The organism is Williamsia sp. D3 (assembly GCF_000506245.1).
In the GTDB taxonomy this organism is placed as follows: domain Bacteria; phylum Actinomycetota; class Actinomycetes; order Mycobacteriales; family Mycobacteriaceae; genus Williamsia; species Williamsia muralis.
Genome location: NZ_AYTE01000031.1, coordinates 332,185 through 354,324 on the forward strand (window position 1 = coordinate 332,185; position 22,140 = coordinate 354,324).

General features: G+C 61.6%; 20 protein-coding genes. 5 read left to right on the forward strand and 15 right to left on the reverse strand.

Going from position 1 to position 22,140, the window contains the following annotated elements; translation table 11 throughout:
• Positions 1-6: 6 nt before the first annotated feature.
• From W823_RS49595 to W823_RS49640, 12 genes are all read right to left on the reverse strand, one after another.
• Positions 7-1,098 carry an ABC transporter ATP-binding protein gene (locus tag W823_RS49595; RefSeq protein WP_031332912.1) on the reverse strand — a complete coding sequence of 364 codons (1,092 nt, stop codon included), beginning with the start codon at positions 1,096-1,098 and terminating at the stop codon, positions 7-9.
• A gap of 162 nt (positions 1,099-1,260) precedes the next feature.
• Complete coding sequence (locus W823_RS49600; RefSeq protein ID WP_023960847.1) at positions 1,261-1,947, reverse strand: hypothetical protein; 687 nt, start codon at positions 1,945-1,947, stop codon at positions 1,261-1,263.
• Positions 1,948-1,996: 49 nt separating this feature from the next.
• Entirely contained in the window at positions 1,997-2,956 is a 960-nt protein-coding gene (locus W823_RS49605; protein ID WP_023960849.1) for an MlaD family protein, read from the reverse strand.
• Complete coding sequence (locus tag W823_RS49610; RefSeq protein WP_023960854.1) at positions 2,953-3,927, reverse strand: MlaD family protein; 975 nt, start codon at positions 3,925-3,927, stop codon at positions 2,953-2,955. The genes W823_RS49605 and W823_RS49610 overlap by 4 nt, the downstream gene beginning before the upstream one ends.
• Before the next feature lie 47 nt (positions 3,928-3,974).
• On the reverse strand, positions 3,975-4,871 hold the full coding sequence (locus tag W823_RS49615; protein WP_235189611.1) for an MlaD family protein: 897 nt from the start codon (positions 4,869-4,871) through the stop codon (positions 3,975-3,977).
• A 148-nt stretch (positions 4,872-5,019) separates the two neighbouring features.
• A complete protein-coding gene (locus W823_RS49620) occupies positions 5,020-6,033 on the reverse strand; it encodes an MlaD family protein (protein ID WP_369792646.1) in 1,014 nt (337 codons plus the stop codon).
• On the reverse strand, positions 6,018-7,016 hold the full coding sequence (locus W823_RS49625) for an MlaD family protein (RefSeq protein WP_235189612.1): 999 nt from the start codon (positions 7,014-7,016) through the stop codon (positions 6,018-6,020). The genes W823_RS49620 and W823_RS49625 overlap by 16 nt, the downstream gene beginning before the upstream one ends.
• A 14-nt stretch (positions 7,017-7,030) precedes the next feature.
• Positions 7,031-7,648: a hypothetical protein gene (locus W823_RS58995; protein WP_235189613.1), complete on the reverse strand. Its 618-nt coding sequence runs from the start codon at positions 7,646-7,648 to the stop codon at positions 7,031-7,033.
• Positions 7,624-8,109 (reverse strand): MlaD family protein, encoded by a 486-nt coding sequence (locus W823_RS59000; RefSeq protein ID WP_235189614.1) that lies wholly within the window; start codon positions 8,107-8,109, stop codon positions 7,624-7,626. Before W823_RS59000 ends, W823_RS58995 begins: the two co-directional genes overlap by 25 nt.
• Before the next feature lie 4 nt (positions 8,110-8,113).
• A complete protein-coding gene (locus W823_RS49635; RefSeq protein WP_235189624.1) occupies positions 8,114-8,896 on the reverse strand; it encodes an ABC transporter permease in 783 nt (260 codons plus the stop codon).
• 86 nt (positions 8,897-8,982) lie between these two features.
• Positions 8,983-9,888 (reverse strand): ABC transporter permease, encoded by a 906-nt coding sequence (locus W823_RS0130140; RefSeq protein WP_023960864.1) that lies wholly within the window; start codon positions 9,886-9,888, stop codon positions 8,983-8,985.
• Between the two features lie 120 nt (positions 9,889-10,008).
• Positions 10,009-11,397: an aldehyde dehydrogenase family protein gene (locus tag W823_RS49640; protein WP_023960866.1), complete on the reverse strand. Its 1,389-nt coding sequence runs from the start codon at positions 11,395-11,397 to the stop codon at positions 10,009-10,011.
• 192 nt (positions 11,398-11,589) lie between these two features.
• On the opposite strand from W823_RS49640, the gene W823_RS49645 reads away from it, so the two are divergent.
• A complete protein-coding gene (locus W823_RS49645; RefSeq protein ID WP_023960868.1) occupies positions 11,590-12,405 on the forward strand; it encodes an enoyl-CoA hydratase/isomerase family protein in 816 nt (271 codons plus the stop codon).
• Here the strand turns inward: W823_RS49645 and W823_RS49650 are convergent.
• The 3 genes from W823_RS49650 to W823_RS49660 all read right to left on the reverse strand — a co-directional run bounded on the left by W823_RS49650 (position 12,392) and on the right by W823_RS49660 (position 15,395).
• Entirely contained in the window at positions 12,392-13,726 is a 1,335-nt protein-coding gene (locus tag W823_RS49650) for a TetR/AcrR family transcriptional regulator (protein ID WP_235189615.1), read from the reverse strand. The two genes, W823_RS49645 and W823_RS49650, sit on opposite strands and share 14 nt — an antisense overlap.
• A 39-nt stretch (positions 13,727-13,765) precedes the next feature.
• Positions 13,766-14,584 carry an alpha/beta fold hydrolase gene (locus W823_RS49655; protein WP_023960870.1) on the reverse strand — a complete coding sequence of 273 codons (819 nt, stop codon included), beginning with the start codon at positions 14,582-14,584 and terminating at the stop codon, positions 13,766-13,768.
• A 76-nt stretch (positions 14,585-14,660) separates the two neighbouring features.
• Positions 14,661-15,395, reverse strand: a complete 735-nt coding sequence (locus tag W823_RS49660) for a nitroreductase (RefSeq protein WP_023960872.1) — start codon at positions 15,393-15,395, stop codon at positions 14,661-14,663.
• Between the two features lie 156 nt (positions 15,396-15,551).
• On the opposite strand from W823_RS49660, the gene W823_RS49665 reads away from it, so the two are divergent.
• The 4 genes from W823_RS49665 to W823_RS49680 all read left to right on the forward strand — a co-directional run bounded on the left by W823_RS49665 (position 15,552) and on the right by W823_RS49680 (position 22,068).
• Complete coding sequence (locus W823_RS49665; protein ID WP_023960874.1) at positions 15,552-16,871, forward strand: oxygenase MpaB family protein; 1,320 nt, start codon at positions 15,552-15,554, stop codon at positions 16,869-16,871.
• Positions 16,868-18,016, forward strand: coding sequence for a CaiB/BaiF CoA-transferase family protein (locus W823_RS49670; RefSeq protein WP_023960876.1), 1,149 nt, complete (start codon positions 16,868-16,870; stop codon positions 18,014-18,016). The genes W823_RS49665 and W823_RS49670 overlap by 4 nt, the downstream gene beginning before the upstream one ends.
• A 137-nt stretch (positions 18,017-18,153) precedes the next feature.
• Positions 18,154-20,181 carry an NAD(P)/FAD-dependent oxidoreductase gene (locus W823_RS49675; protein ID WP_023960878.1) on the forward strand — a complete coding sequence of 676 codons (2,028 nt, stop codon included), beginning with the start codon at positions 18,154-18,156 and terminating at the stop codon, positions 20,179-20,181.
• Between the two features lie 33 nt (positions 20,182-20,214).
• The gene (locus tag W823_RS49680) at positions 20,215-22,068 is read left to right on the forward strand and encodes a long-chain fatty acid--CoA ligase (protein ID WP_023960879.1); all 1,854 of its coding nucleotides are present in this window, start codon (positions 20,215-20,217) and stop codon (positions 22,066-22,068) included.
• Positions 22,069-22,140 lie beyond the last annotated feature (72 nt).

The window sequence follows — 22,140 nt, forward strand, 5'->3', positions numbered from 1 at the left end:
CCGCACTCAGGCAGGCGCAGCCCGATACGACGGGAGCTGTTCGGTCTGGGCGTGTGAGCCTGAATAGTGTTGTCGGGTCGTGCGGTAGGCCTCGCGCTGTGTTGCCTGCGCGGCCTCCTCGACCTCAAAGCTCTCCTCGATCGCGCGTTGGGCGGGCTCGGGCAGGGTGTGCAGGATCTCGCGGACACGGGCCTGGCGGCGTCCGACCGCCTTGCGCTCGGGCAGTCCGGGTGTGGCCTGCAGCTGCGGGACGATACCGCGGACATCTTCCGCGGTGCCACCGTCGGAGTGGCCGGCATCGACCATCTCCTGCTCGCGGCGTTGCTGAGCGTCGTCCTTCTCCTCGGACATACCGATGGGTCCGATGCGGCGACCGTTGAGGAACTGATCGACCACCGGCTCGTCCGAGGTCAGCAGCACCTCACGCGGACCGAACATGACCAGTTCTTTGCGGAACAGCATGCCGATGTTGTCCGGGACGGTACGGGCGACCTGGATGTTGTGGGTCACGATCAGGATCGTGGCGTCGATCTGCGCGTTGATGTCGATCAACAGCTGCGACAGATACGCGGTACGGACCGGGTCCAGACCGGAGTCCGGCTCGTCGCACAGGATGATCTGCGGGTCCAAGACCAGAGCACGGGCCAGGCCGGCGCGCTTGCGCATACCACCGGAGATCTCACCGGGAAGCTTGTTCTCCGCGCCCGTCAGACCCACCAACTCGATCTTGTCCATGACGATCTGGCGGATCTCGTCTTCCTTCTTCTTGGTGTGCTCACGAAGAGGGAAGGCGATATTGTCGAACAGGCTCATCGAACCGAACAGAGCGCCGTCCTGGAACAGGACACCGAACAGCTTGCGGATCTCGTACAGCTCGCGGCTGGAACATTTGGTGATGTCGGTGCCGTCGATGATGACCGAGCCCTGCTCCGGATGGAGCAGACCGATCAACGACTTCAGGAACACCGACTTACCCGTACCCGACGGGCCAAGCAACACGCTGACCTCACCCTGGGGCAGGGTCAGCGACACATCACGCCAAATATTCTGCGAGCCGAACGACTTCGTCAGATTCTCGACACTGACCTCAACACCCACTGAAATGTCCCTCTCGAAGTTCTTCGATTCGTTCTCTTGCAGATTGGTCTGCCAATTCACCCAGGCGGAGACCCATCGGATCGCTCACGAGGCGCGACCACACAGAACGCTTGGATTTGGGAACAATCCCGTTGCCCGTGATCAGTGACACCCTCCGGCCGCTTATTTGGGTTGCGCTGCTGGATCGACCGCAGGGTCAGTGCCGCTGATTTCGGTGATCACCCAGTCATTTTTGCTGTCGATGCTCATTTTGTACGTTGCCGTCGACTCGATCCCATCCGGTGTCTGGGTGTTCTTGGTCATCACGTTCACAAAGGCGACCACCTGATACACCCCGTCGGTGACGGATTCGACTTTCGCGGTGATTGGAGTTGCCGTGGACGTCCATTGCAGCGGTTGGATCAACTGTTCCATCGAGGTGGCAGCTTGGGTCAACCGATTGGCCAACTCCGGCGAGGTGCCGGCGGTGAGCCTCCCTCGCCATTCCTCAGGGTTCGCGAAGTTCATCTCGGCGGCACCGGTCGCATAGTCGATCGAGATCTGTTCTGCGCGAGCATTGTCGGCCTGGGCCTGTTGGAAGCCGTCGAGGTCCGAGGACTTCGACTGCAGCTGCCACGCGAGCACAATGCTCAACACGACAAGCGCAGCAACCACCAGCATCGACAGCAGCGTCTTCAGGCGGATCGGGCGGTCCGCGAACCTGGTCACAAGGCCCGAACTGTCACGATCAGGTGACGCGGCCTCCGATTCCGGTGAGGAATCGGTCCGCTCCTGTGGTTGTGCTTCGGATTCCGCTTCAGTCGACGCTTTGGTTTTGGCGATGTCGACCACGGATGTTCCCTTTGTCATTTCTGCCACCTTCCTTTTGTTGTCGTGAGTTCTGCGGCTACGGCGACGATCAATTCGCACCGACCGGGATGGTGACCGTCACCGCTCCGGGTGGCGACGTCGCCGCCAGAACGTTGTCCAGCAGGCGGCCCATGTCGACGGTTCTCAGCGACGCGGCCCCCGCAGTGGCGGCCGGCAGCAGGTTCACGCCGATGATGTTGAGATCGGCAGATGTGATGTCGAGGAATGTCTGAAGCTCGGTGAACAAAGGGCTGGCACCGTCGCGGATGCCGGCGAGCAGCGGACCCTTGATCGTTGCATCTCGCACGGAGTTCAGCAGATCTTGAAACCCCGTGCCGAAACCCGCCATCAGGGGTGCGGTTTCCCGCAGGTTCTCCGATATTCCACCGGTCTGCATCAGCAGAGGCTGCAGAGTCGCGAGCAGCGTCACCAGATTGTCTTGCTGGGTGGTGAACTCGTCTGCGAGATACGTACCGGCCCGATTGAGGTCGCCGATAACGCGCACGTCGTCAGGAAGTCCCACGTCCAGGGTGTCGAAGATCCCCTGTACCTGATCAGGATCGACTTGCTCCAGGATCTGGGTGAGCTCCTCAGACAGTTCTTTGAAGGTGGTGGGTGTGGAAACCCGCTCCGGCGCAACAGCATCACCATCGCCCAAGAACGGTCCGTTAATCGTGGCGGGTAATACGGAGACATATGCCTCGCCCAATGCAGACAGGTTGTCGACGCGGAATGCACTGTCCACGGGTATCTTTCGCTCGTCCTCGTAATTCCACTTCACGTCGACGCCCTCAGCGGATGGTTCGAGTCCGGTCACGTGGCCGATCGCCACTCCGCGCAACAACACTCGAGAACCGACCAGGAGACCGTTGGTGTCCGGCACCACCATCGACGCCGTTCGGGTACTGCTCAAGGAGTCCACGTGCAGCCCGACCCGGGTCATGTAGAACAGCGAGGAGACCGCGAGCAGGACCATCGCGAGTACCGAGATCTTGGTCCGAGTGATCATCGCACTGCCCCCAGCATCCGCAGAATTGTTGTCGCATCACCGATCAGTTGTTCACCGTCGTCAGTGCGCACCGACGTCACGTTGACCGACGGGTTCTCGGCAAACGGCAACACGATCGTCCGTAGGAAATTGCTCAGCTGCGTGGTCGCCTCTGGCGCCCGGTCCCAGGTACCCCGGCCTGCTTCGGCGGTCTCGGCCAGCGAGTTCAGCATCGGGATGAGCCAGAGCCCGCCTTCGAAAATGCTTCCGACCGAGGGCAACAGCGTACTGATGTGTCCGACCAGTGACTTGGCGACCCGCTTCCAGTAGTACACGCCTTCGTCGCCGAAGACGGCTCGAAGCTGGTCGGAACGATCGGTGACCGACAGGGCGACTCCATCGAGGCCCTCCAGCATCCGGTCGATCTCGGTGGTGTTGCCTGCCAGATCTTTCAGGTCGACGGAAACCACCGAAGCAAGCTTCCGGAGATCATCGGTGGGCGGCATCGTCTTGTTCAGTGTTGCCATCGTGTCCTGCACCTTCTGAATGCTGCCTCCGTTGACGAAGTAGGCCAGCACCGCAATGGTGTCTTCCAGCTGTGGCGGCGATGTGGTCCGTTCAACCGGCACTACTCCGCCGTCGGACAGGAACTGTCGGTCGGTACCCGGCGCAATATCAGGGGTCAAGGCGATATAGGTATCACCCAGCAAGGTGTTCTGCCTGATGATTGCGCGCACGTCTGCGGGCACTTTGATTTCGTCGGTCAGGCCGACTGTGACATCGATCCCCTCGTCGCCCGGCTGGAGATCTTGCACTTGCCCAACCCTGAGTCCATTCATCATCACATCGGCGCCCGGCGGCAGGTTCAGTACACTGCTGAACTTGAGCGTCGCCTCGTAGTCACTGCTGACACCCGCCCTGACCGAAGGCAGTTCGTTGGGTCCGAACGAACAACCCGCTGTCACCACCGCCACGATGGCGGCGACTGCCATTCCGACTGCTCTTGTCATCATTTTCCGGTCTGTCATCCTGTGGTCGGTCATCGTTGGCCGGCTGTCTGCAGAATCAGGTCCAACACGCTGGCCGCCGCCGCCGTGTTGCCCCCAACACTCACTGTCGGCGCCTCATATGGCACCGAGAGACCGCCCGCCGAACCTTGCTGATCGAGTACGGCGGCAATCGAGGGCACCGTGGCATACAGCTCGTGTAGATCTGGTGCTCTGGTCGCCGCGAGGTGGATGACGTCGGCAACTCCTCCATGCATCAGCGGCCAGAGGTCGTCGCCGTAGTTGCGCTGGATGTCATAGATCACCGCAACAAGCCACCCGACCCCGCGGTCGAATCGAGCGACGTCACCGAACAAGTCCGTGCCCAGACGGGCGACCGAGGGCATCTGGTTGAGGATCGACGTGATCTCACCCCAGTGCGCGAGAGCGTCCTCGGTCAGTGGAGCCATGTTCATGATCGAGGAGCCGATGTCTGCCGTGACCTGTTCCGGGTTACGGGCAGCCGCGGCGGCCTGCCGCATCATCGCGTTCGCATTCTCCCCGGTGCCGGCGAGAGCCTTGTCCAATCCTGAGATGGCACCTTGTACGGTGTCTTCGTCCGTGGCAGACAATGCCTCGATGAAGTCCGAGGCGGAGCCGGTGATCTCGGAAATGCTTTTCGGCGTGTGGGTCCGGTCGAGTGCAATGCACGCACCGGGCTCGAGGGTCGGTCCACCGGCGTAATTGCCAACGAGTTCCAGGCTGCGATCGGCGAGCAACGATTTCGAGCGCGTCACAACCTGTACGTCGGCAGGAAGGTCACGACCGCCGTCGAGTTCGAACGAGACCTTCACGTGGTCACCAAGGGGCTGAATCGAGCTCACCGTACCGAGCTGGTACCCCATCTGCGTCACGGGGTTTCCCTCGTAAAGACCTATCGAGTCGGTCATCTGGGCACAGTAGCCAGATCCTCCTCCGGCCGAAGCCGCTGATGCTGTCGGCACACCCACGTACCGCGCGGTGGTCACCCCGGCGCCCACTGTGACAACCACGGCCGCCACCGCCACAATCCTCTGGGCCTGTTTCGAAAGGGTCATCTCAGCACTCCCGCCCCGGAATCGGTACACACAGCTGCGATGTCCACAGCTTCCCGCCACCGAACTGCTTCATCCCCTCTGGACCCAGCCACTGCTCCATCTGGCCGCGCAGAGACTGCAGATTGTCGATCGCCGGCCCTAGGTTCTGCTGGATGTCGGCGACCATCGTCTTGAGATTCTCGACATGAGTCCTCACCAGGTCCGAGTTCTGAAGATAGAACTCGCCGAACGGCGCGAGCTTGGATAGTACGTTGCCCAGCAACAGGTATGCGTAGTTGAACCCGGCAGCGTTGTTCAGATATGTGTTCACCACGGTGTCGATCTTCGTGATCAGCTCGAACACGAACTGACGATTCGCTTCGAAGGTCCTCAGGTATTCGCTTGCCAACGAGGCGATCTGGTCCACCTGCCAACGTTGGCGTTCGAACACACCGGTGATGCTGTCGAGTCCATCGACGATCGAGCGCAATGACGTCGAATTGCTGTTCAAGGCATCCGCGACCTGGTCGAGATTGGCCTGGACCTGGGTTGCGTCGACCTCGTCGGTGACAGTCGGCGCACTTTGCAACACATCGCCGATCGAGTACGGAACGCTGACACGATCAGTGGAGATGAGCGCATCGGACGCCTGTTCGGCGCCTCGGGGCACAAGACTGATGGCGTAACCACCCACCGGCGTCAACATCCGGACCTCCACGCGGGTTTGGTCGCCGACAAAGGTCGAATCCTTCACACGTGCAGCGACTCTCACAGTATTTGGCTCGATCGATATGTCCGACACCTTGCCGACACTGATCCCCGCAATTCTCACGTCCTGACCCACTGTGATGGCCGATGCGTCGGTGGTCTCGAACGTGATGGTCTTCTGATCCGGCGGTCGCATGTACACCAACCCGAACGCCGTCAGAACGATCACGGCCACGACAACGACGCCGATACCGAGGACCACGTCATTCGCGAACATCGACCAGATACGCCGTACGCGCCCGGTACCACGACTCATTTCGCGTTGCACAGGACCACCTCGCTTCCGGCCAGCAGGACGCTGACATCTGTCGGCAGTTCGGCAATCCCGTTGCTGCACTTCGTGGACGTGCCGGCCACTGCCTGCGGCAGTTTCAACCCGGCGAGTGCCCCTGGCAGGAGTCGCAACGACCCCGCCGCTTCCGAGATCGACTCGAAGGCACCCTTCAGCAGGACGTTGATGTCCAGATCCTCAGAGATACCCAGCGCGACCAGGATTCGTTCTATCGGTTCGACCAGAGCCGGCCCGGTCGACGCAGTCTTGGGGAATTCGTCGAGAACAGTCATCGCGTTTGTCATGGGGATATCCACGGCCTCCAAGAATCCGACCACCGCCTCGGAACGGCCGCCCATCACATCGGAGATCCTGCTCATATTGGTGATCAGAGTCGAGATCACCTGCTGTCGGTCCTCGGCGAACTCCGCGAGCTTCTGGGTACTGTCCAGCATCGGACCGAGGCCCCCTCCATCGCCTTGCAGCAAGCTGATCGCGTTTTCCGTGAAGGCATTGATCTCGCCTGTGTTCATCGTCGACAACACCGGTTGAAGTCCGTTGAACAGCTCCGTGATGTCGTAGGAGGGATTCGTCGAGTCGGTTGACAGATGCGACACCCTGCGTCCATGGCCCTCGCCCTCGCCCAACTCGACGTCGATGTAGCGCACGCCCGTGAGGTTTTGATACTTGATCGACAACGTCGACGTATCGGTGAGCTCCAGGTCATCTTCCATCGAGAACTCAACCGTGGCCACAGCACCCTTGGGAGACTGCTTCAACTCGACAGCCGCGACCTTTCCCACCCGAAGTCCGTTCATTCTGACGTCCCCGTTCTCCCTCAGTCCTGAAGCGTCGGAGAAATCGGCCGAATACCCGCGGGTCTGCGCGTCGACGGGGTTGCGCATGGCGTTGACGACAAGAATGAACAAGAACACCGTCGCCGCCGCCACGGCGATGAGCTTCAATGCGATGGGTAGCATGCCATTTCGCCTTATCATCGGCTTCCTCCACCTGTTGCGAGTGCACCTGAGCGCTGCAGCGGCCCAGCGAGACCCGGCACGTCGTCCAATACGACTCGCAGTTGCAACGTCTTCTGCTCGGCGGTCCCGGTGAACGCGGATTCGACTTGCGCCACTGCCGCGATGAGCTTGTCGATGGTTGCCGGCCCGATGATCGCCGGGAGTGGGTCGGTCAACGACTTCAACAATTGCGTCAAGGGGACGAGTTCAGCGTCGTGTGAGGCCAACAGCGCGCCTGCCTTACCGAACAGATCGCTGGCGGCGAGTTCGAGAGCCTTGTCGGTTTCGTCCATGAACGCGTCGTCCACGCCGATCGATCCGTCGGGACGCCGGTTGTATGCACTGTCGTATATCGAGTACAGGGCGCCGGCCGCCTCCCTGCTGAACGCCGGGAACTCTGCAAGCACGTCGTTCATGCGATTCATCAGGACGCTAGGCAACTGCCGTTGCGCTCTGGCCACCGAATCGGCCACCACTATGCCGGTGCGGATGAGCGGCGCGAGACCGTCGGCGTACTGGATCACCTTGTCGAGACTGGAGATCATCGACTTGGTCAGTGTCCCGTCGATTACGAGAGATCCCTGCTCCAACATCGTCGACATGGTGAAGTCGGGCGCGAGGAGCGGCGGATCACCTGTCCCTCGGCGAGCGGCACTCCATCGGACGCCGACGCCAAGTTGACCGCGGTGATCCCGAAATAGTTCTCGGGCCTGAAGTCGACCTCGACGCTGTCGGTGACCAGCTCGGCACTGTCGCTTTGCAGGACCACCGCGATGGTCACTGCATCGGCATTCTTGGCGGAGACCTCGGTGACCGACCCCACCTCGGCGCCGTGTAGCAAGACCTTCGAACCGGGTTTGACACCGGGGCCCAATGCGGGGACGACGAACTGAACCCGAGTTCCCGTTGGTGCCGTCACCTTGGGGTACACCACCGCGCCGATCAGCACGGCGAGAACAATGGCCACCGCTGAGACTGTCCCGGCCACAGCCAGCGCACGCTTCTGCTGACGCGAGTCGCCCCGCACGAAATCCTGAAATGTATAAACTGCCATGTCGTCAGCCCTTGAACGGGAGGTCGGGATTGAGACCCCAGATGGCCACTGTCATGAGGAAGTTCAGCACCACGATTGCAACCAGGCTGGCCCTGATCGCACGCCCGGACGCCGCACCCACACCGGCGGGACCACCGCTCGCGAAGTACCCGTAGTAGCAGTGGATCAGCGTCACCACCGCGCAGAACACAAGAGCCTTTCCAACAGATGCGAAAAGGTCTGGGATGCTCACGAATTGCGCGAAGTAGTGGTCGTACGTGCCCGCCGGCTGATCGTGGAACAGCTTGATTATCAGGCCACCGGTGATGAAGCTGACCACAATCGCCATCAGATAACCGGGGAGGACCACCAGCATGCCGCCGATGAGCCTGGTCCCGACCACGAACGGAATTGCCTGCAGACCCATCGCCTCGGTGGCATCGATTTCCTCGGAGATCCGCATCGCGCCGATTTCCGCGGTCATTCGGCAGCCGGCCTGTGCGGCGAACCCGATTCCCGTGATGATCGGCGCGATGACACGTATGTTGCCGAACGAACCGATGATTCCGGTCAGTGCACCGAACCCGAGAAGATCAAAAGCCATGAATGCCTGGATTGCGACGACCGCGCCCACTGCTGTGCCCAGAAAGAACATCAAACTGATGACGCCACCGTCAACGATCAATGATCCACTGCCCCATGCCATGTCATTCATGGTCTTGGTCGTCTGTTTGCGGTAGTGCCGCACGGTCTTGGGCAGAAGGGTCAGGGTCTTCCAGGTGAAGAGGACGATCTGACCGAGTTCCATGGTGGTATTGCGGATGCTGGTCTGGACAGCTCCCAAGGCACGTGCCGGTATACCGGAGATCGTGTGGGTATCAGGAGTCGTCACCATCACGCCAACCTCGCCGGGAAGAACATGGTCTGCAGCTGACTCACCAGCAGGTTCGTCATGAAGATGCAGAACACGCTGAGGACCACGGAGGCGTTCACCGCGTTGGCCACACCCTTGGGTCCACCCTTCGCCTCCAGGCCTCTGAGGCTGGCGATCACCACAACGATGACGGCGAAGATCAAGGTTTTGACCACTGAGAAGACAAGATCGACCGGTGTCGCAAACGCGCCGAATGATTGCCAGAAGCTCGCCGGCACAACTCCGTTCACGTTCGCCGAGATCGTGAGTCCCGCGCCGACGCCGGCCGCGATGATCATGATGCACAACGCCGGCGAGATGGCGACCATGGCTATGAACCTGGGGACAACCAAACGTTGCACCGGATTGATACCCATCACCCGCATCGCCTCGATCTCTTCTCGGATTGCCCTGGCTCCGAGGTCGGACGCGATCGCGGACGCTGCCGCCCCACTCATCAACAAACCAGCCGCCATGGGGGCGCCCTGCCCGACAACACCGAGCCCGCTCGCTGCACCTGCCAGCGAGTTGGCCCCCACCTGATCCATGACACCGCCGACCTGGACCGACACCTCGGCACCGATCGGTACCGCCATGAGCAGTGCCGGTAACGCGGTCACCTTGAACAGCTTCCACATCTGCTCGAGAACCTCGCGGACCGGCAGACGTAGTCGGAAGGTATCGACCACAGCGAACGTCACGATCTCGGCCGCGAGGCGAGCTGACCGGCCGATCGTTCCGAGACTCCGTAAGACGCGATCGTTGAATACGGTCTGCGCGCGGCGTGACGCGCGTCCCGGCAGGCCGGTCACCCGCCGCCCAGGTCGACCGGGATCATTCGGAACCGGCAGTGGTTGTTTCACCCCGGTCAGTGTCGAGACGCTCATTGTCGGGCACCCCGCTCGGAACTCGTTGTGGTACTGCTCATCTGATACGAGATGATCTCCCACCCCTTCGGTGTGTACTTACTGATTGGATCCCCCGACCCAGTCGTTCTCCGATGGAGATCACCCCATCGTGCGCCGCAATATTCTCTGCATCAGAGGGCTGTAGGGCGGGTAGGTCAGGCCGAGGTCTGGACGGCTGGGCTTGCGCAAGATCGCCTTCTGGTGGCTGAACGTGTCGAATCCGTATTTGCCGTGATAGTTGCCCATTCCGGACTGACCGACACCGCCGAAGGGCAACTCTGGCACCAGGAGCTGGTAGAGCAGGTGATTGATGACAACCGAACCGGACGAGGTGCAACGCAACACCTCATCTTCGACTGAGTTCGACTCGGTGAAGAGATACAGGGCAAGAGGTTTGGGTCGTGCATTCACGTAACGAATTGCTGCGTCCAGGTTCTCGACGGAGACAACTGGGAGAATCGGGCCGAAGATCTCTTCTTGCATCAACGGCGATGTCGCCTCCGGATCGGTGACCAACGCTGGGGTGATCGTCAACGCCTCCCGATCGATCACTCCACCCGATCGATGACCACCGTGGTGTTCCAGTAGACCTGCCAGACGATCAAGGTGGCGCGCATTCACGATGTGGGTGGTATCGGCCGCTGCCGCCTTCGGCAGCTCCTCGAGAAGAAGCTCCACCAGACGGGGTCGCGCTGATTCCTCGACGATCACGTAGTCCGGCGCAGTGCATGTTTGCCCCGCATTGATCGACTTGGCCCACGCGATCCGGCGGGCCGCCACGGCCAGGTTGGCATCGGCCGCCACGATGACCGGGCTCTTGCCGCCCAGTTCCAACGTCACCGGCGACAGGTGCTGCGCACACGCTGCCATGACCGCCTTTCCCACGGTGGTCGAACCGGTGAAGAAGACGTGATCAAAGGCGTGCTCGAGGAGTTGCTTGCCCACCTCGACATCACCCACCACAACCCGCACGGCTTCTGGGTCAAGGTAACGAGGCAAGCGCTCGGCGAGCACCTGCGCGGTCGACGCCGAGATCTCCGACGGTTTGATCACCGCCGCGTTTCCCGCCGCCAGGGCGCTGACAAGAGGATGCAGGGTGAGCAGGAGCGGAAAGTTCCAAGCACCCAGGATCAGCACGACCCCCTTGGGCTCGGGGACCGACCAGGCTTTACCCGGCATGGTGGAAGCACCCATGCGAACCGAGGTCGGCTTCATCCAGCCGGCCACGGATTTGAGTGAATGGCGGATTTCGTGGCGAACCGGGCCGATGTCGGCCATGAACGTCGCGATTGCGCTTCGTCCGAGGTCTGCCGTGACCGCTGCGGTGAGAGCGTTCTCGTTCTCGTCGATGAAACGCAGAAGACCTTTGAGTTGCGCTCGCCGCCACGACAGGGATTTCGTCCGAGCGCTGTCGAAGGCCTTCCGCGCACTCGAGACGTCTGCCTCGACCGTCGTCGTCACGTTCGGTGCCGGGGGCGCGATGGTCATCGAGGAACTCCTGTTCGAAGGCGAGACGAGACGGCGGGGACCGCCGGCAATGTGCACGAGTGGCTCACACCGAGGTCGTGCATGACGAGGACCATACGTTGTGTTCATACGTGATGTCAATCACTCGCCGCCGCGCTCGCTAAACCTAAAGACATTCTGTTCATACAGACTAGGGCCATCTACTGTGAGGCCATGACTGATTGGGAAATCTCTTCGCAGACCGACGTCCTCGACATTCGTAGAGCCGGCCACGTGATGTGGCTGAGGATGAAAAGAGACAAGGCGCTCAACGCATTTGACGCCGCCCTGCAAGATGAATTACGTTCCGCCGTCGACATCGCCGCAGCCGACCCGAACGCCCGATGTGTCGTATTGGGCGGCGTCGGCCGAGCATTCTCCGCCGGTGCCGACATCGATCTCGAAGGTGTCAGCCCAACCAGCGTGCTCGGACCACGAACAGAATATGAGTTACGGATGCGCTATAACCCCATTGTCCGGGCTTTACGCTCGATGCCGAAGCCGGTGGTCGCCGCAGTGAACGGTCCGGCTGTCGGCGTCGGGTGTTCGTTGGCACTGGCGTGTGATCAGGTCATCTGTGGACGATCGGCAACCTTTACGATGGCCTTCGCGAAAGTAGGGCTGACTCTTGATGCCGGTGCATCGTTGCTACTCGGAGCACGCGTCGGATTCGGGCGGGCGTCGCGAATGGCGTTCACAGCCGAGTCGATTGATGCCGAGACCGCGAAAGAGTGGGCGATGGTCGACGAGGTCGTGGATGACGATCGCCTCGAAGACTCGGTCACACTGCTCGCCGAAAAGCTTTCGCAGGGCCCCACTCGCGCTTTCGCCGCGATCAAAGAGGGGCTGAACACCGCTCTGTTACCCCAACTCGACGCGGTGTTCGAGTACGAGGTCGGCGCACAAAGTCGACTGGTCGATTCGATGGACTTCCGTGAGGGCGTCGACGCCTTTTCGAACCGGCGACGACCCACGTTCACCGGCCTGTGAACACGTCACCGACGACCATGGATCGCATCCGAAAGAAATTGTGCGAGCATTTTTTCACACCCGCAAAGTCCCGCAGGTGTTCTTCGTCGGCCAACGAGCCCGCCACAGTGCGTTCGATCATCCAGATCAACGTCGCGGCGTACTGCGGCGCCGGCGGCCATGAAATCGCGTCGCCGCGCGTTCGTGCCGCGACGATGATCGTCTCCAGATGCCTGGCCAAAGTCGCGACCGCTGACAAATAGATGGTCCGTAGCTCGAGACGGCGGGGCCACTCGTGCACAGCATTTCGGATCACTGTGGTGGTCATCTCATCCAGATCGAGCCAGTGCTTGAAGGCCTGCGCAGTCCGACCTGGGCTGTCGCTCGCGGATCGGTCGTCGCCGGCGATCTCGGCCATCTTGACCACCATGTTTTCAGCGGCCACCGAGAAGAGGGCCGCGAAGGCATCATCTCGGCTACGGAAGTAGAAATAGAACGACGCCCGTGACACCGATGCGTGATCGATGATCTTCGCAACGCTCAGTTCAGCGAGCGTGTACGTCAGCAGTAAGTCCCGCATCGCGTTCAAGATGCTTTGGGCGGTCTCTGAATGTTCGCGGACCGCCCTCTCGTCGGCCCGGACTTCATCTGAGGCATCTGCGCCCTCAAGCTGCGGTTGAACTGGCTCGACCATGGGGCCGATCTTGTCTTGACGTCCGCCATAGATCGCGACTTCGTTGAGCGCAACGAGTGAGTCGACAACGCTTTCTGGTGTCGGCAGTTGCAGGTCCAGTCCACGGGAGCTCACATAGAGGGCGCGTTCGACTCCGCAGATCAACATTGCGGCCACCATGTCCGCCGGTGGTCCGTCAGGCGCACGACCAGTACGTCTCTCGTGTTCGATCTGCTCGGCAACTGCTGCGTGGAACCGTCGATAGGTGGGTTGCCACGCTCGTGCCACCGCAGGCTCGCCGTGCATGTGCTCAACGACGGCACAGATCACCGCGCCGTGCCGCGACCACAGGCGCAATGTGTGATCGAGACTCGCCCCCATGGTGCGCGCCCGTCCCCGCCCCGGTGAACTCTCCCAGGGCGGATTCTGCGCATAACCCTCATCGAACAGACGTGCCAACATGGCAACCAGTACCTGGTGCTTGTTGGCAAAATAATGGTAGAAGTTCGCGCGAGACAGACCACCGAGTTCAAGGATCTGCGCAACGGTCAGCTCCTGCAGCGACGTCTCGCTCAGCAGTGCAGCTGTTGCCTCGAACACCGCGCGTTCAGCGGGCGATGTGCCATCGAACTCTCGAGGCCGCTGCCTACTGAAGGCCTCCTCGGTCATCGGCTTACCTTATGGCATGTCTGAACATCATGTCCACCTTCACCCTGTAGGCACCTGGGCCCGTAGTGCGAGGAGAAGCGCTTCGTCGAATTCATCAGGCTTTTCCAGCATCGGGTAGTGGCCACAATCCAATTCGGTCAACCGACTGCCCAACTGGGCACTGAGCCATCGCGCTCCGCGTACCGACAGAGCCGGGTCAGCAAGGCCCACGATCTGACTCACCGTTGTCTCCATACCGTCGAGCACATGTACCTGATCCGTGCACAGCAGGGTCCGCATGGCAGCAATACCCGCCCAACTCGGGGTCTGCAGCGAGATACGGTGCAGCCAGTCGAGTACCGCCGGGTCCGGTGGCGATTTGAAGGGATCACCGACCGCGCTGCGACGCAACCCGATTCGGTTGCTGTTCTCGCCGGCGATGATCCGTTCGAGCGGGGCGTGGAAGGGCACACCGAACGGAAAGTTCTCGGTCCGAGACGCCGAGACCCCGTTGGAGGCAACCAGTACGACCGACCTGACCCGACCCGGCGAAATGGACGCCATGCGGAGTGCCACCATTCCACCGAGAGACCACCCGATGACGTCGGCACTGTCGATGTCGAAAGCGTCGAGCACTGCGAAGGCGTCGCGGCCCAACTGCTCGAGGTCGTATCCACCAAGCGGGGCGTCGGATTTACCGTGTCCCCTCATGTCCATGGCCAGCACCCGGCGACCCGACTCCGCGAGAATCCTGATCTGACGGTCCCAGACCTCGGAGCTGAGACTCCACCCGTGAATGAGAAGAACCGGAATCCCCTCCCCCACGCTCTGCACATTGATCTGCAATCCCCCTGGGATGTCGACCATTCGTTCAGACATTCCGATCTCCGTTCCTGAGCGAACGCACCACCGGTACGACGCAGTGTGGATGTGAAAACTGGCAGCCGCCGAATGGTCAGCGAACGAAGGTGGCCACCTCGCCGAGAGACTGGCGTTCGGTTCGATAGGAGTTGACCGGGTCGACGAGATCCGGATATCCAAAAGAGATTCCCAGTAGAATCTGACGCTCGTCGGGGATGTCGAAGAAATCGCGAATCGTTGGTGCCTGCGCTGCCAGCGCAGCCTGCGGCACTGTTGCTATTCCCATGCTGTGAGCCGCCAGCAAAAAGTTGCTCACGAACAGACCGCAATCCACGGCCCCATAGGGGCCGAGGGCCCTCTCCGTCGTGATGATCGCGACATGCGGTGCACCGAAGAAATCGAAATTCTTCAGCATCTGCTCACCCGATGCCGCCCGATCCCCCTTGGCGATCCCGAGACTCTCGTACAGCTGCCACCCGCTCTCCCGACGCCTCTCTTTGTAGACGCCCTCGTACGAGGTCGGGAAGTCGATGTCCGGTTCCTGTCTGACCTGCCGCAGGATTCGTTCACCGATGGCCTGTCGTAGCCGCTCCGTGGCGGAACCCTCGGTGATGTGCACGTGCCACGGTTGCGTGTTGCACCACGATGGCGTCCAACGGGTGATCTCCAGGATGCCTTCGATGTCGGACCTGGGTACCGGATTTCTATCAAAGGATCGACAGCTCCATCGTCCTTCGAGCAGGTCCCGAAGCACCGCTGTCGAGCTACCGTCCGCGTGCAGGTCGTTTCTCGCCTCCGCACGGGTGCCCAATCCTGAACTCTTTGACACATCAACCTCTTCCGACTCGAACCGGCCTGATCAACCCCTCGTGCACGACGCTCTTGGCGCTGCATACATTGAGTGTAGACATAGTGTTCAGTCCAGGTCTACCATCGGTGTTACGGCCATCACACAATGCGGCCACGACCGCGGAGAGAGAGCCCGATGACAATCACCGAACCAGAAACCGCGAAAGCCACCTTCCCAGGTGATCTCGATGTACCCAGCGGCCTTCCCAAGGGAATCGATCTCGGACGAATTGCGAATCGTGACAAGGCGATAGCCATGTACGGCCATGACTTCGTCGCCAACCTCACCGACCACGCGCTACTCGCCGACGACTATGCCTATCGGGCGATGCTCGAGTTCAAGGACAAGTCGAGCAACTCCAGTTGGCGCACGTTCGACGTCGCGCTCGAAAACGGTATTGACGCAGTCGACGAGCCGGGCCCCGCGATGGTCGACTTCTTCACCCAGCTCGAGCGTGTCCCGGACTGGGTAGACCACGACCAGCTCTATCGCGGTGCTGTCGCTTTCTGGCGCGCCGGGCCGGTCGTTCCGCCGATCCTCGCGTGGGCAACCATCGCCGGCGGTTTCTCGATGTACAGCGCTACCCGACCCGTGCTGTTCAGCGGCAGACTCAAGCATGCCGACAAGGTCGGTACCCGACTCATCGAGAGCTTCCGGTACGTGGTCGCCGCGTACACGCCAGGCGGGATGAACCGGTTCGAGGAGGGGTTCCGCCTCACCGCCAAGGTTCGAATGATTCACGCCGCAGTTCGGCACAGCCTCAATCAGTCAGATGCCTGGGACTGGGAGAACTGGGGAATCCCCATCAACAATCTCGACAGTATGGAGACACAGGCCGGGCAATTCGGCGTGAAGTTCATCGATGCGGTGCAGAGCTCAGGAATACGGTTCAGCGACCGCGAGATAGAAGACATCTTCGCCCTCAGTCGCTACGTCGGATACGTGATCGGAGTGCCCGAGGAGATCTTGCACACCGATCCCGACGACGCACGGAAGAAGTCCGATCTACACACCTTGATCGAGCAGCCGCCGGATCAGCTGTGCCGCGATGTCGTGCATTCCGTCATCAAATACAGCGTCGAGCATCCCCCCGGCGATGTCGAGGTTCTACCTGGACCGATTGCCAAATTCATGACCACCGACCGTCGGTTGTCGCTCGCCTACGGGATGCTCCATTCCTGGATCCCGGCAGATGTCATGGCGGCACTCGAAGCCGAGCGGACGCCGTGGCGGGCAGTGCTTCCCGCGATCAGACCACTACTGGCCGCGACGGACCGCATCGGTCGTCTGTTGCCCCGCGACGACGAGAAAAAGGCGTTTGCCATGTTGCGCCAGTTCAACGACGCGATTGCCATCCCTGAATCCGAAAAGGCGCGAGCAGTGGCGGTCCCCGACGAAGTCCACGCCGACATCGTCGCGAACAAGGGTGGTATGCCGACGGTGGCACGCCGTTGACCACCACCACACCACCGCTCGCGGGCATCCAGATCGTCGAGCTCGCCGGTATCGGTCCCGGCCCCTTCGCGGGCATGCTCCTTGCGGATCTCGGTGCCGAGGTGATCTGCGTCGATCGTCCCGGCGGAAACCCCTGGGCCGTCAGCGGTCACGGCATCATGTTCCGCAGCCGCAGACACCTCGCGGTGGATCTGAAAACCCCCGAGGGCGCCGAAATCGTGCGCCGGTTGTGCCGCGATTCCGATGGGATCATCGAGACGTTCCGGCCCGGTGTGGCCGAGCGCCTCGGTGTCGGTCCCGACGACTGCCTGGCCATCAATCCGAACCTCGTCTACGGACGGATGACCGGATGGGGACAGACCGGACCGCTGGCGTCGATGCCAGGTCACGACATCAACTACATCGCCCTGACCGGCGCTCTTCATGCCATCGGCCGACGCGACCAACCACCCACGCCCCCACTCAATCTGGTCGGAGACTTCGGTGGCGGTGGGATGCTGTTGGCCGTTGGCATGCTCGCCGGAATCCTCTCCGTCAGATCCGGTGGGAGCGGCCGAGTGGTGGACGCGGCAATGATAGATGGCGTCTCGGCCCTGATGGCGATGTTCCACTCGCTTCGAGCCGAGGATTCCTTCAGCGAGGACCGGGGCACACACCTGCTCGACTCAGGCGCCTTCTTCTACGACGTCTACCAGACCAAGGACGGCCGGTGGGTCAGCATCGGCGCGATCGAAACGGCGTTCTGGCAAGAGTTCTGCGACGTATTGGAACTGCCGCAGGTGGTACGGGACAACCAGTTCGAACAATCTCGATGGGACGAGTTTCGACAGCTGCTCGGCGATCGGATTGGCGAGTTCACGCGGACCGAGTTGGACGTGCTGTTCGAGGGCCGGAACACCTGCTACGCGCCCGTGCTGACGATGGCCGAAGCTGCGGAGCACCCGCACAACGCCGCTCGGGGAACGTTCGTGGACATCGACGGTGTATCTCAACCGGCACCAGCACCAAGGTTCGACGGGCAACCGCCGAGCCACCCCACGCCCCGTCGCGCGCCCGGCGCCGACAGCCGCAGCGTGCTCACCGACGCCGGGTACACGTCAGCGTCCATCGACCAGCTGTTCGATCAGGGCATCGTCACGAGTTGACGACTCGGCACGCGACGGTGGTCATCCGGGTTGGGGCGGATGACCACCGTTTTACGTTGTCTTTCAGGCCCTTTCACTTCTCGGAACATCCAAGTTTGTGATTGACGCCACGTCTGAACACACTGTATGGTCTGTACATGTCTCAGCACCACCCTGATGCACCTCAACCCGCACCAAGCGTCAATCCTGTCGGCAGTTTCGTTCCTTCAAGGGATTTCACCGATACCGATCTCGACCGAGCTCTCGCCGACGCCAACCTCCCGTACCTGCTGGGATCGCTGGCGCTCATCACGGGCGAAGACCGCTGGATCGAGGCCCCCTTTTTGCCGTCTGCACCGAAGGATCTGGGCAACAACGAGTCCGGCGGATTCGACGACGAGACCGGACGATCGATTCGTTTGGCCGCGAGCGCCATACTGCGTGATTGGCGCGATCATTCAACCGAGTTCCCGAGCGCTCCACCGTCCCCGGAACGCCTGTCACGGATTCTCAGCGTACTTCTCGCCGACCACCTGCCGGACGACTACGGCACACTCCTCGGTGAGGAGATGGGCATCTACGCCCGTCATACCTCCCCCACCGCTCCCGTGGATCCCGACTTTCGCGTCATCATCATCGGCGCGGGCATCTCCGGACTGGCGATGGCAGTACGACTAGAGCAATCCGGTATCGATTACCTCCTACTCGACAAGAACGACGCGGTCGGGGGCACCTGGCACGAGAACGTGTACCCCGGTTGCGGGGTCGACACTCCCAGCTACCTCTATTCCCTGTCGTTCGACCCGAAGCCCGATTGGTCCAGTCACTTTGCGCCGCAGGCGGAACTATCGGCGTATTGGAACGGCTTGGCCCGAAAGCACGGGGTGCTCGCGCACACCAGGTTCGGTACACAGGTGAGCACCGCCACGTACAACGAGGATGCGTTTGTGTGGCACGTGACCGTTCGCTCCACTGACGGCTCGGGGGACGAGGAGATCCTCACCGCCAACGCCGTGGTCAGTGCCGTCGGACTACTCAATCAGCCGAGCATCCCGGATCTTTCCGGGCTGGCGGAATTTGCGGGACCTGTGCTGCACACCGCCGAGTGGGATCCGAACCTGGATCTCACAGGCAAACGGGTGGCGGTCATCGGGACAGGCGCGAGCGCAATGCAGTTCGTCCCTGCGGTCAGCGAGATCGCCGACGAGGTCAGGGTGTTCCAACGCACGCCACAGTGGTCGATGCCGCATCCGTTGAAGGGCAAGAACGTCGACAAGTCGACACATTTTCTCAATCGCCACGTTCCCTACTACCTGGCCTGGCACCGCGCCGCCTTGTTCTGGAGAATGGGCGACAAGGTGTGGCGGTTGCTGCAGGTCGACCCTGAGTACCCGCATCTCGGCCGCGCGGTGAACAAAGCCAATGACCGCCTTCGCGCCGGTCTCACCGCATTCATCGAGCACGAACTCGACGGTCGCCCGGACCTGCTGGCCAAAGCACTCCCGGACTATCCCCCTTACGGCAAACGACTGCTCATCGACGCCGGCTGGTTCCGGACACTGCGCCGTGAGAACGTCGACCTCGTCACCGACGACATCGAACAGGTCACATCCAGCGGGGTCCGAACTGTCGACGGAACCGACTACGCCGCGGACGTTCTCGTGTTGGCGACCGGTTTCAAAGCCGTCGATGTCCTGGCATCTCTGGAAGTTCGGGGCAGAGCGGGTCGGACACTGAAAGAGGTGTGGGGCGAAGGAGACGGCCGGGCATACCTGGGAATCACGGTGCCTGGGTTCCCGAACTTCTTCTGTCTGTACGGCCCGAACACGAACACCGGGCATGGCGGGACGGTGATCGCCGGCACGGAAATGCAGGTACAACACATCACGGCATTGCTGGCCACCATGATCGACGACGACGTTGCCGAGGTCGAGGTACGGGCAGACGTCCACGACGCCTACAACACGGAGCTGGATGCGGCACTCGCGCAGACTGTCTGGGACTTCGGCGGTACGAGCACCTACTACCGGAACAAACGGGGGCGCATCGTCACCAACAGTCCATGGAAGTACATCGACTACTGGAATCGCGTACGCGAGCCGCGCCTGGAGGAGTTCTTGCTCACCAGGCGAGACCCTGCGACGGAGAGATCTACCGCGCCGGCCGGTCATGTCGACCAGATCTGATCACCACTCATTCGCTCAAGAGACGAGGTCTTCATGTCCGATACCATCGAAACACCCTTCTCAGCACCATCATCCGCTGCTCCCGGGGTCGGTGAATCCACTTTGGTCGCCGCCTTTCAGGCGACTGCAGCTGCGCGAGGCAATCACGTTGCGCTGGTTGCGTTCGGCGACGACGACCGAGCCCTGACGTGGGCCGAGTATGCCGCCACCGTCGAGGAGATCGCGACAGGTCTATATGACCTCGGCGTACGGCGCGGAGACACTGTGGCCCTCATGCTGTCGAACAGCCCCGAGTTCCATCTCGTGGACACCGCCGTGCAACATCTGGGCGCCACGCCCTTCTCGATTTATCTGACTTCGGCTCCCGAGCAGATCACCTATCTGTTCGACAACGCCGACAACAAGGTTCTGGTGGCCGAGACCCGATTCCTCGATGTCATCAGCCGCACCGAAACTCCCGGCCTCGAGACTGTTGTCGTCGTCGATACACAATCCGTGGAGGCCGCGGCGCCCGTGAGTGCCGCTGACATCCTCACGTTGGACGAGGTGCGTCAACGCCGACGTGCCGGCTTCGACTTCGAACAGACGTGGCGTTCGGTGCAATCGTCGGACTTGGCCACGTTGATCTACACCTCGGGTACCACCGGTGCTCCCAAAGGAGTGGAGCTCACCCACGCCAACCTGATGTTCGTGATGCACACCTGCAACCAACGGTTCCCCTTCGATGAAGACGGCGCGGCCATCTCCTACCTGCCGACGGCACACGCCGCCGACCGCGTCTTCTCGCACTACCTCGCGACGGTGACGGGATGGCCGATCACGACCGTGGCGGATGCCGGTTCGGTGTTCGGTGCGGTCGCCCAGGCTCGTCCGTCGTGGTTCCTCGGAGTACCCCGAGTATGGGAGAAGCTCAGGGCGGCTCTCCTGGCACGGTTCAACGGAATGCCCGACGCGCAGCGGGTCGGCGTGCTGGGCGCGCTCGACGGAGCGACCGAACGAGTGCAACTACAACAACGCCGCGACCCGGTCCCTGCTGATCTGGAGGAGGCCGCGGCACGGGCCGATTCTGCGATCTTCGGACCACTGCGCGCCCAGTTGGGTCTGGACCGCGTCTCGCTGCTCATGACCGGCGCCGCACCGATCGCGCCGGCCGTTCACGAGTTCTTCCTCGCCCTCGGCCTGCCCCTTCAGGAAGGGTTCGGTATGTCTGAGACAGGGGCTTTGGGCTTCACGAACATCTTGTCCGACATCCGGGTCGGGAAAGTCGGACTGGCGCAACCCGGTACGGAGGCGAAACTCGCTGCTGACGGCGAACTCTTGCTGCGCGGACCCCACGTGATGCGTGGGTATCGCAAAGATCCAGAGCGTACCGCTGCAGCCGTTGACGCCGAGGGATGGCTGTACACCGGTGACATCGCCACCATCGATCCCGACGGCTGGGTCAGCATCGTTGACCGGAAGAAGGAGCTGATCATCAACGCGGCCGGAAAGAACATGTCGCCGGTCAACATCGAGAGCAAGCTCAAGAGTGCATCGCCCCTCATCGGTCAGGTGTGTGTGATCGGCGACGGACGGCCCTACAACGTGGCCCTCATCGTTCTCGATCCCGATTCGGTCCGCACGTTCGCCACCGACCGCGGCCTCCCCGACGCCTCGCTCGCAGCGCTACTCAATGACCCCGGCGTCATAGATGCAGTTGATGATGCTGTTGCACAAGCTAATTCGCAGCTCTCCCGGGTCGAGCAGATCAAGACCTATCGACTGCTCGACGCGGAGTGGCTTCCCGATTCGGAGGAGCTGACGCCGACCATGAAGCTCAAGCGCCGTGGCATCGCCGCCAAGTACCAGGACGTCATCGAGGACATGTACAGCTCCACCGGAAGGTGAAGCATCACCACTGAACCCCCTCGACGGCTAAAGCCCCAGAACAACCGGTAATTCCGGTGTCTGGGGCTTTAC

Coding starts and splice junctions, on each gene's coding strand:
- W823_RS49640 (WP_023960866.1), bottom strand. CDS start 11,397: ATGACCATCGCGCCCCCGGCACCGAACGTGACGACGACGGTCGAGGCA.
- W823_RS49655 (WP_023960870.1), bottom strand. CDS start 14,584: ATGTCTGAACGAATGGTCGACATCCCAGGGGGATTGCAGATCAATGTG.
- W823_RS49600 (WP_023960847.1), bottom strand. CDS start 1,947: ATGACAAAGGGAACATCCGTGGTCGACATCGCCAAAACCAAAGCGTCG.
- W823_RS49680 (WP_023960879.1), top strand. CDS start 20,215: ATGTCCGATACCATCGAAACACCCTTCTCAGCACCATCATCCGCTGCT.
- W823_RS49605 (WP_023960849.1), bottom strand. CDS start 2,956: ATGATCACTCGGACCAAGATCTCGGTACTCGCGATGGTCCTGCTCGCG.
- W823_RS49675 (WP_023960878.1), top strand. CDS start 18,154: ATGTCTCAGCACCACCCTGATGCACCTCAACCCGCACCAAGCGTCAAT.
- W823_RS49650 (WP_235189615.1), bottom strand. CDS start 13,726: ATGACCGAGGAGGCCTTCAGTAGGCAGCGGCCTCGAGAGTTCGATGGC.
- W823_RS0130140 (WP_023960864.1), bottom strand. CDS start 9,888: ATGAGCGTCTCGACACTGACCGGGGTGAAACAACCACTGCCGGTTCCG.
- W823_RS58995 (WP_235189613.1), bottom strand. CDS start 7,648: ATGTTGGAGCAGGGATCTCTCGTAATCGACGGGACACTGACCAAGTCG.
- W823_RS49635 (WP_235189624.1), bottom strand. CDS start 8,896: ATGGAACTCGGTCAGATCGTCCTCTTCACCTGGAAGACCCTGACCCTT.
- W823_RS59000 (WP_235189614.1), bottom strand. CDS start 8,109: ATGGCAGTTTATACATTTCAGGATTTCGTGCGGGGCGACTCGCGTCAG.
- W823_RS49610 (WP_023960854.1), bottom strand. CDS start 3,927: ATGGCAGTCGCCGCCATCGTGGCGGTGGTGACAGCGGGTTGTTCGTTC.
- W823_RS49665 (WP_023960874.1), top strand. CDS start 15,552: ATGACAATCACCGAACCAGAAACCGCGAAAGCCACCTTCCCAGGTGAT.
- W823_RS49615 (WP_235189611.1), bottom strand. CDS start 4,871: ATGACCGACTCGATAGGTCTTTACGAGGGAAACCCCGTGACGCAGATG.
- W823_RS49625 (WP_235189612.1), bottom strand. CDS start 7,016: ATGCTACCCATCGCATTGAAGCTCATCGCCGTGGCGGCGGCGACGGTG.
- W823_RS49645 (WP_023960868.1), top strand. CDS start 11,590: ATGACTGATTGGGAAATCTCTTCGCAGACCGACGTCCTCGACATTCGT.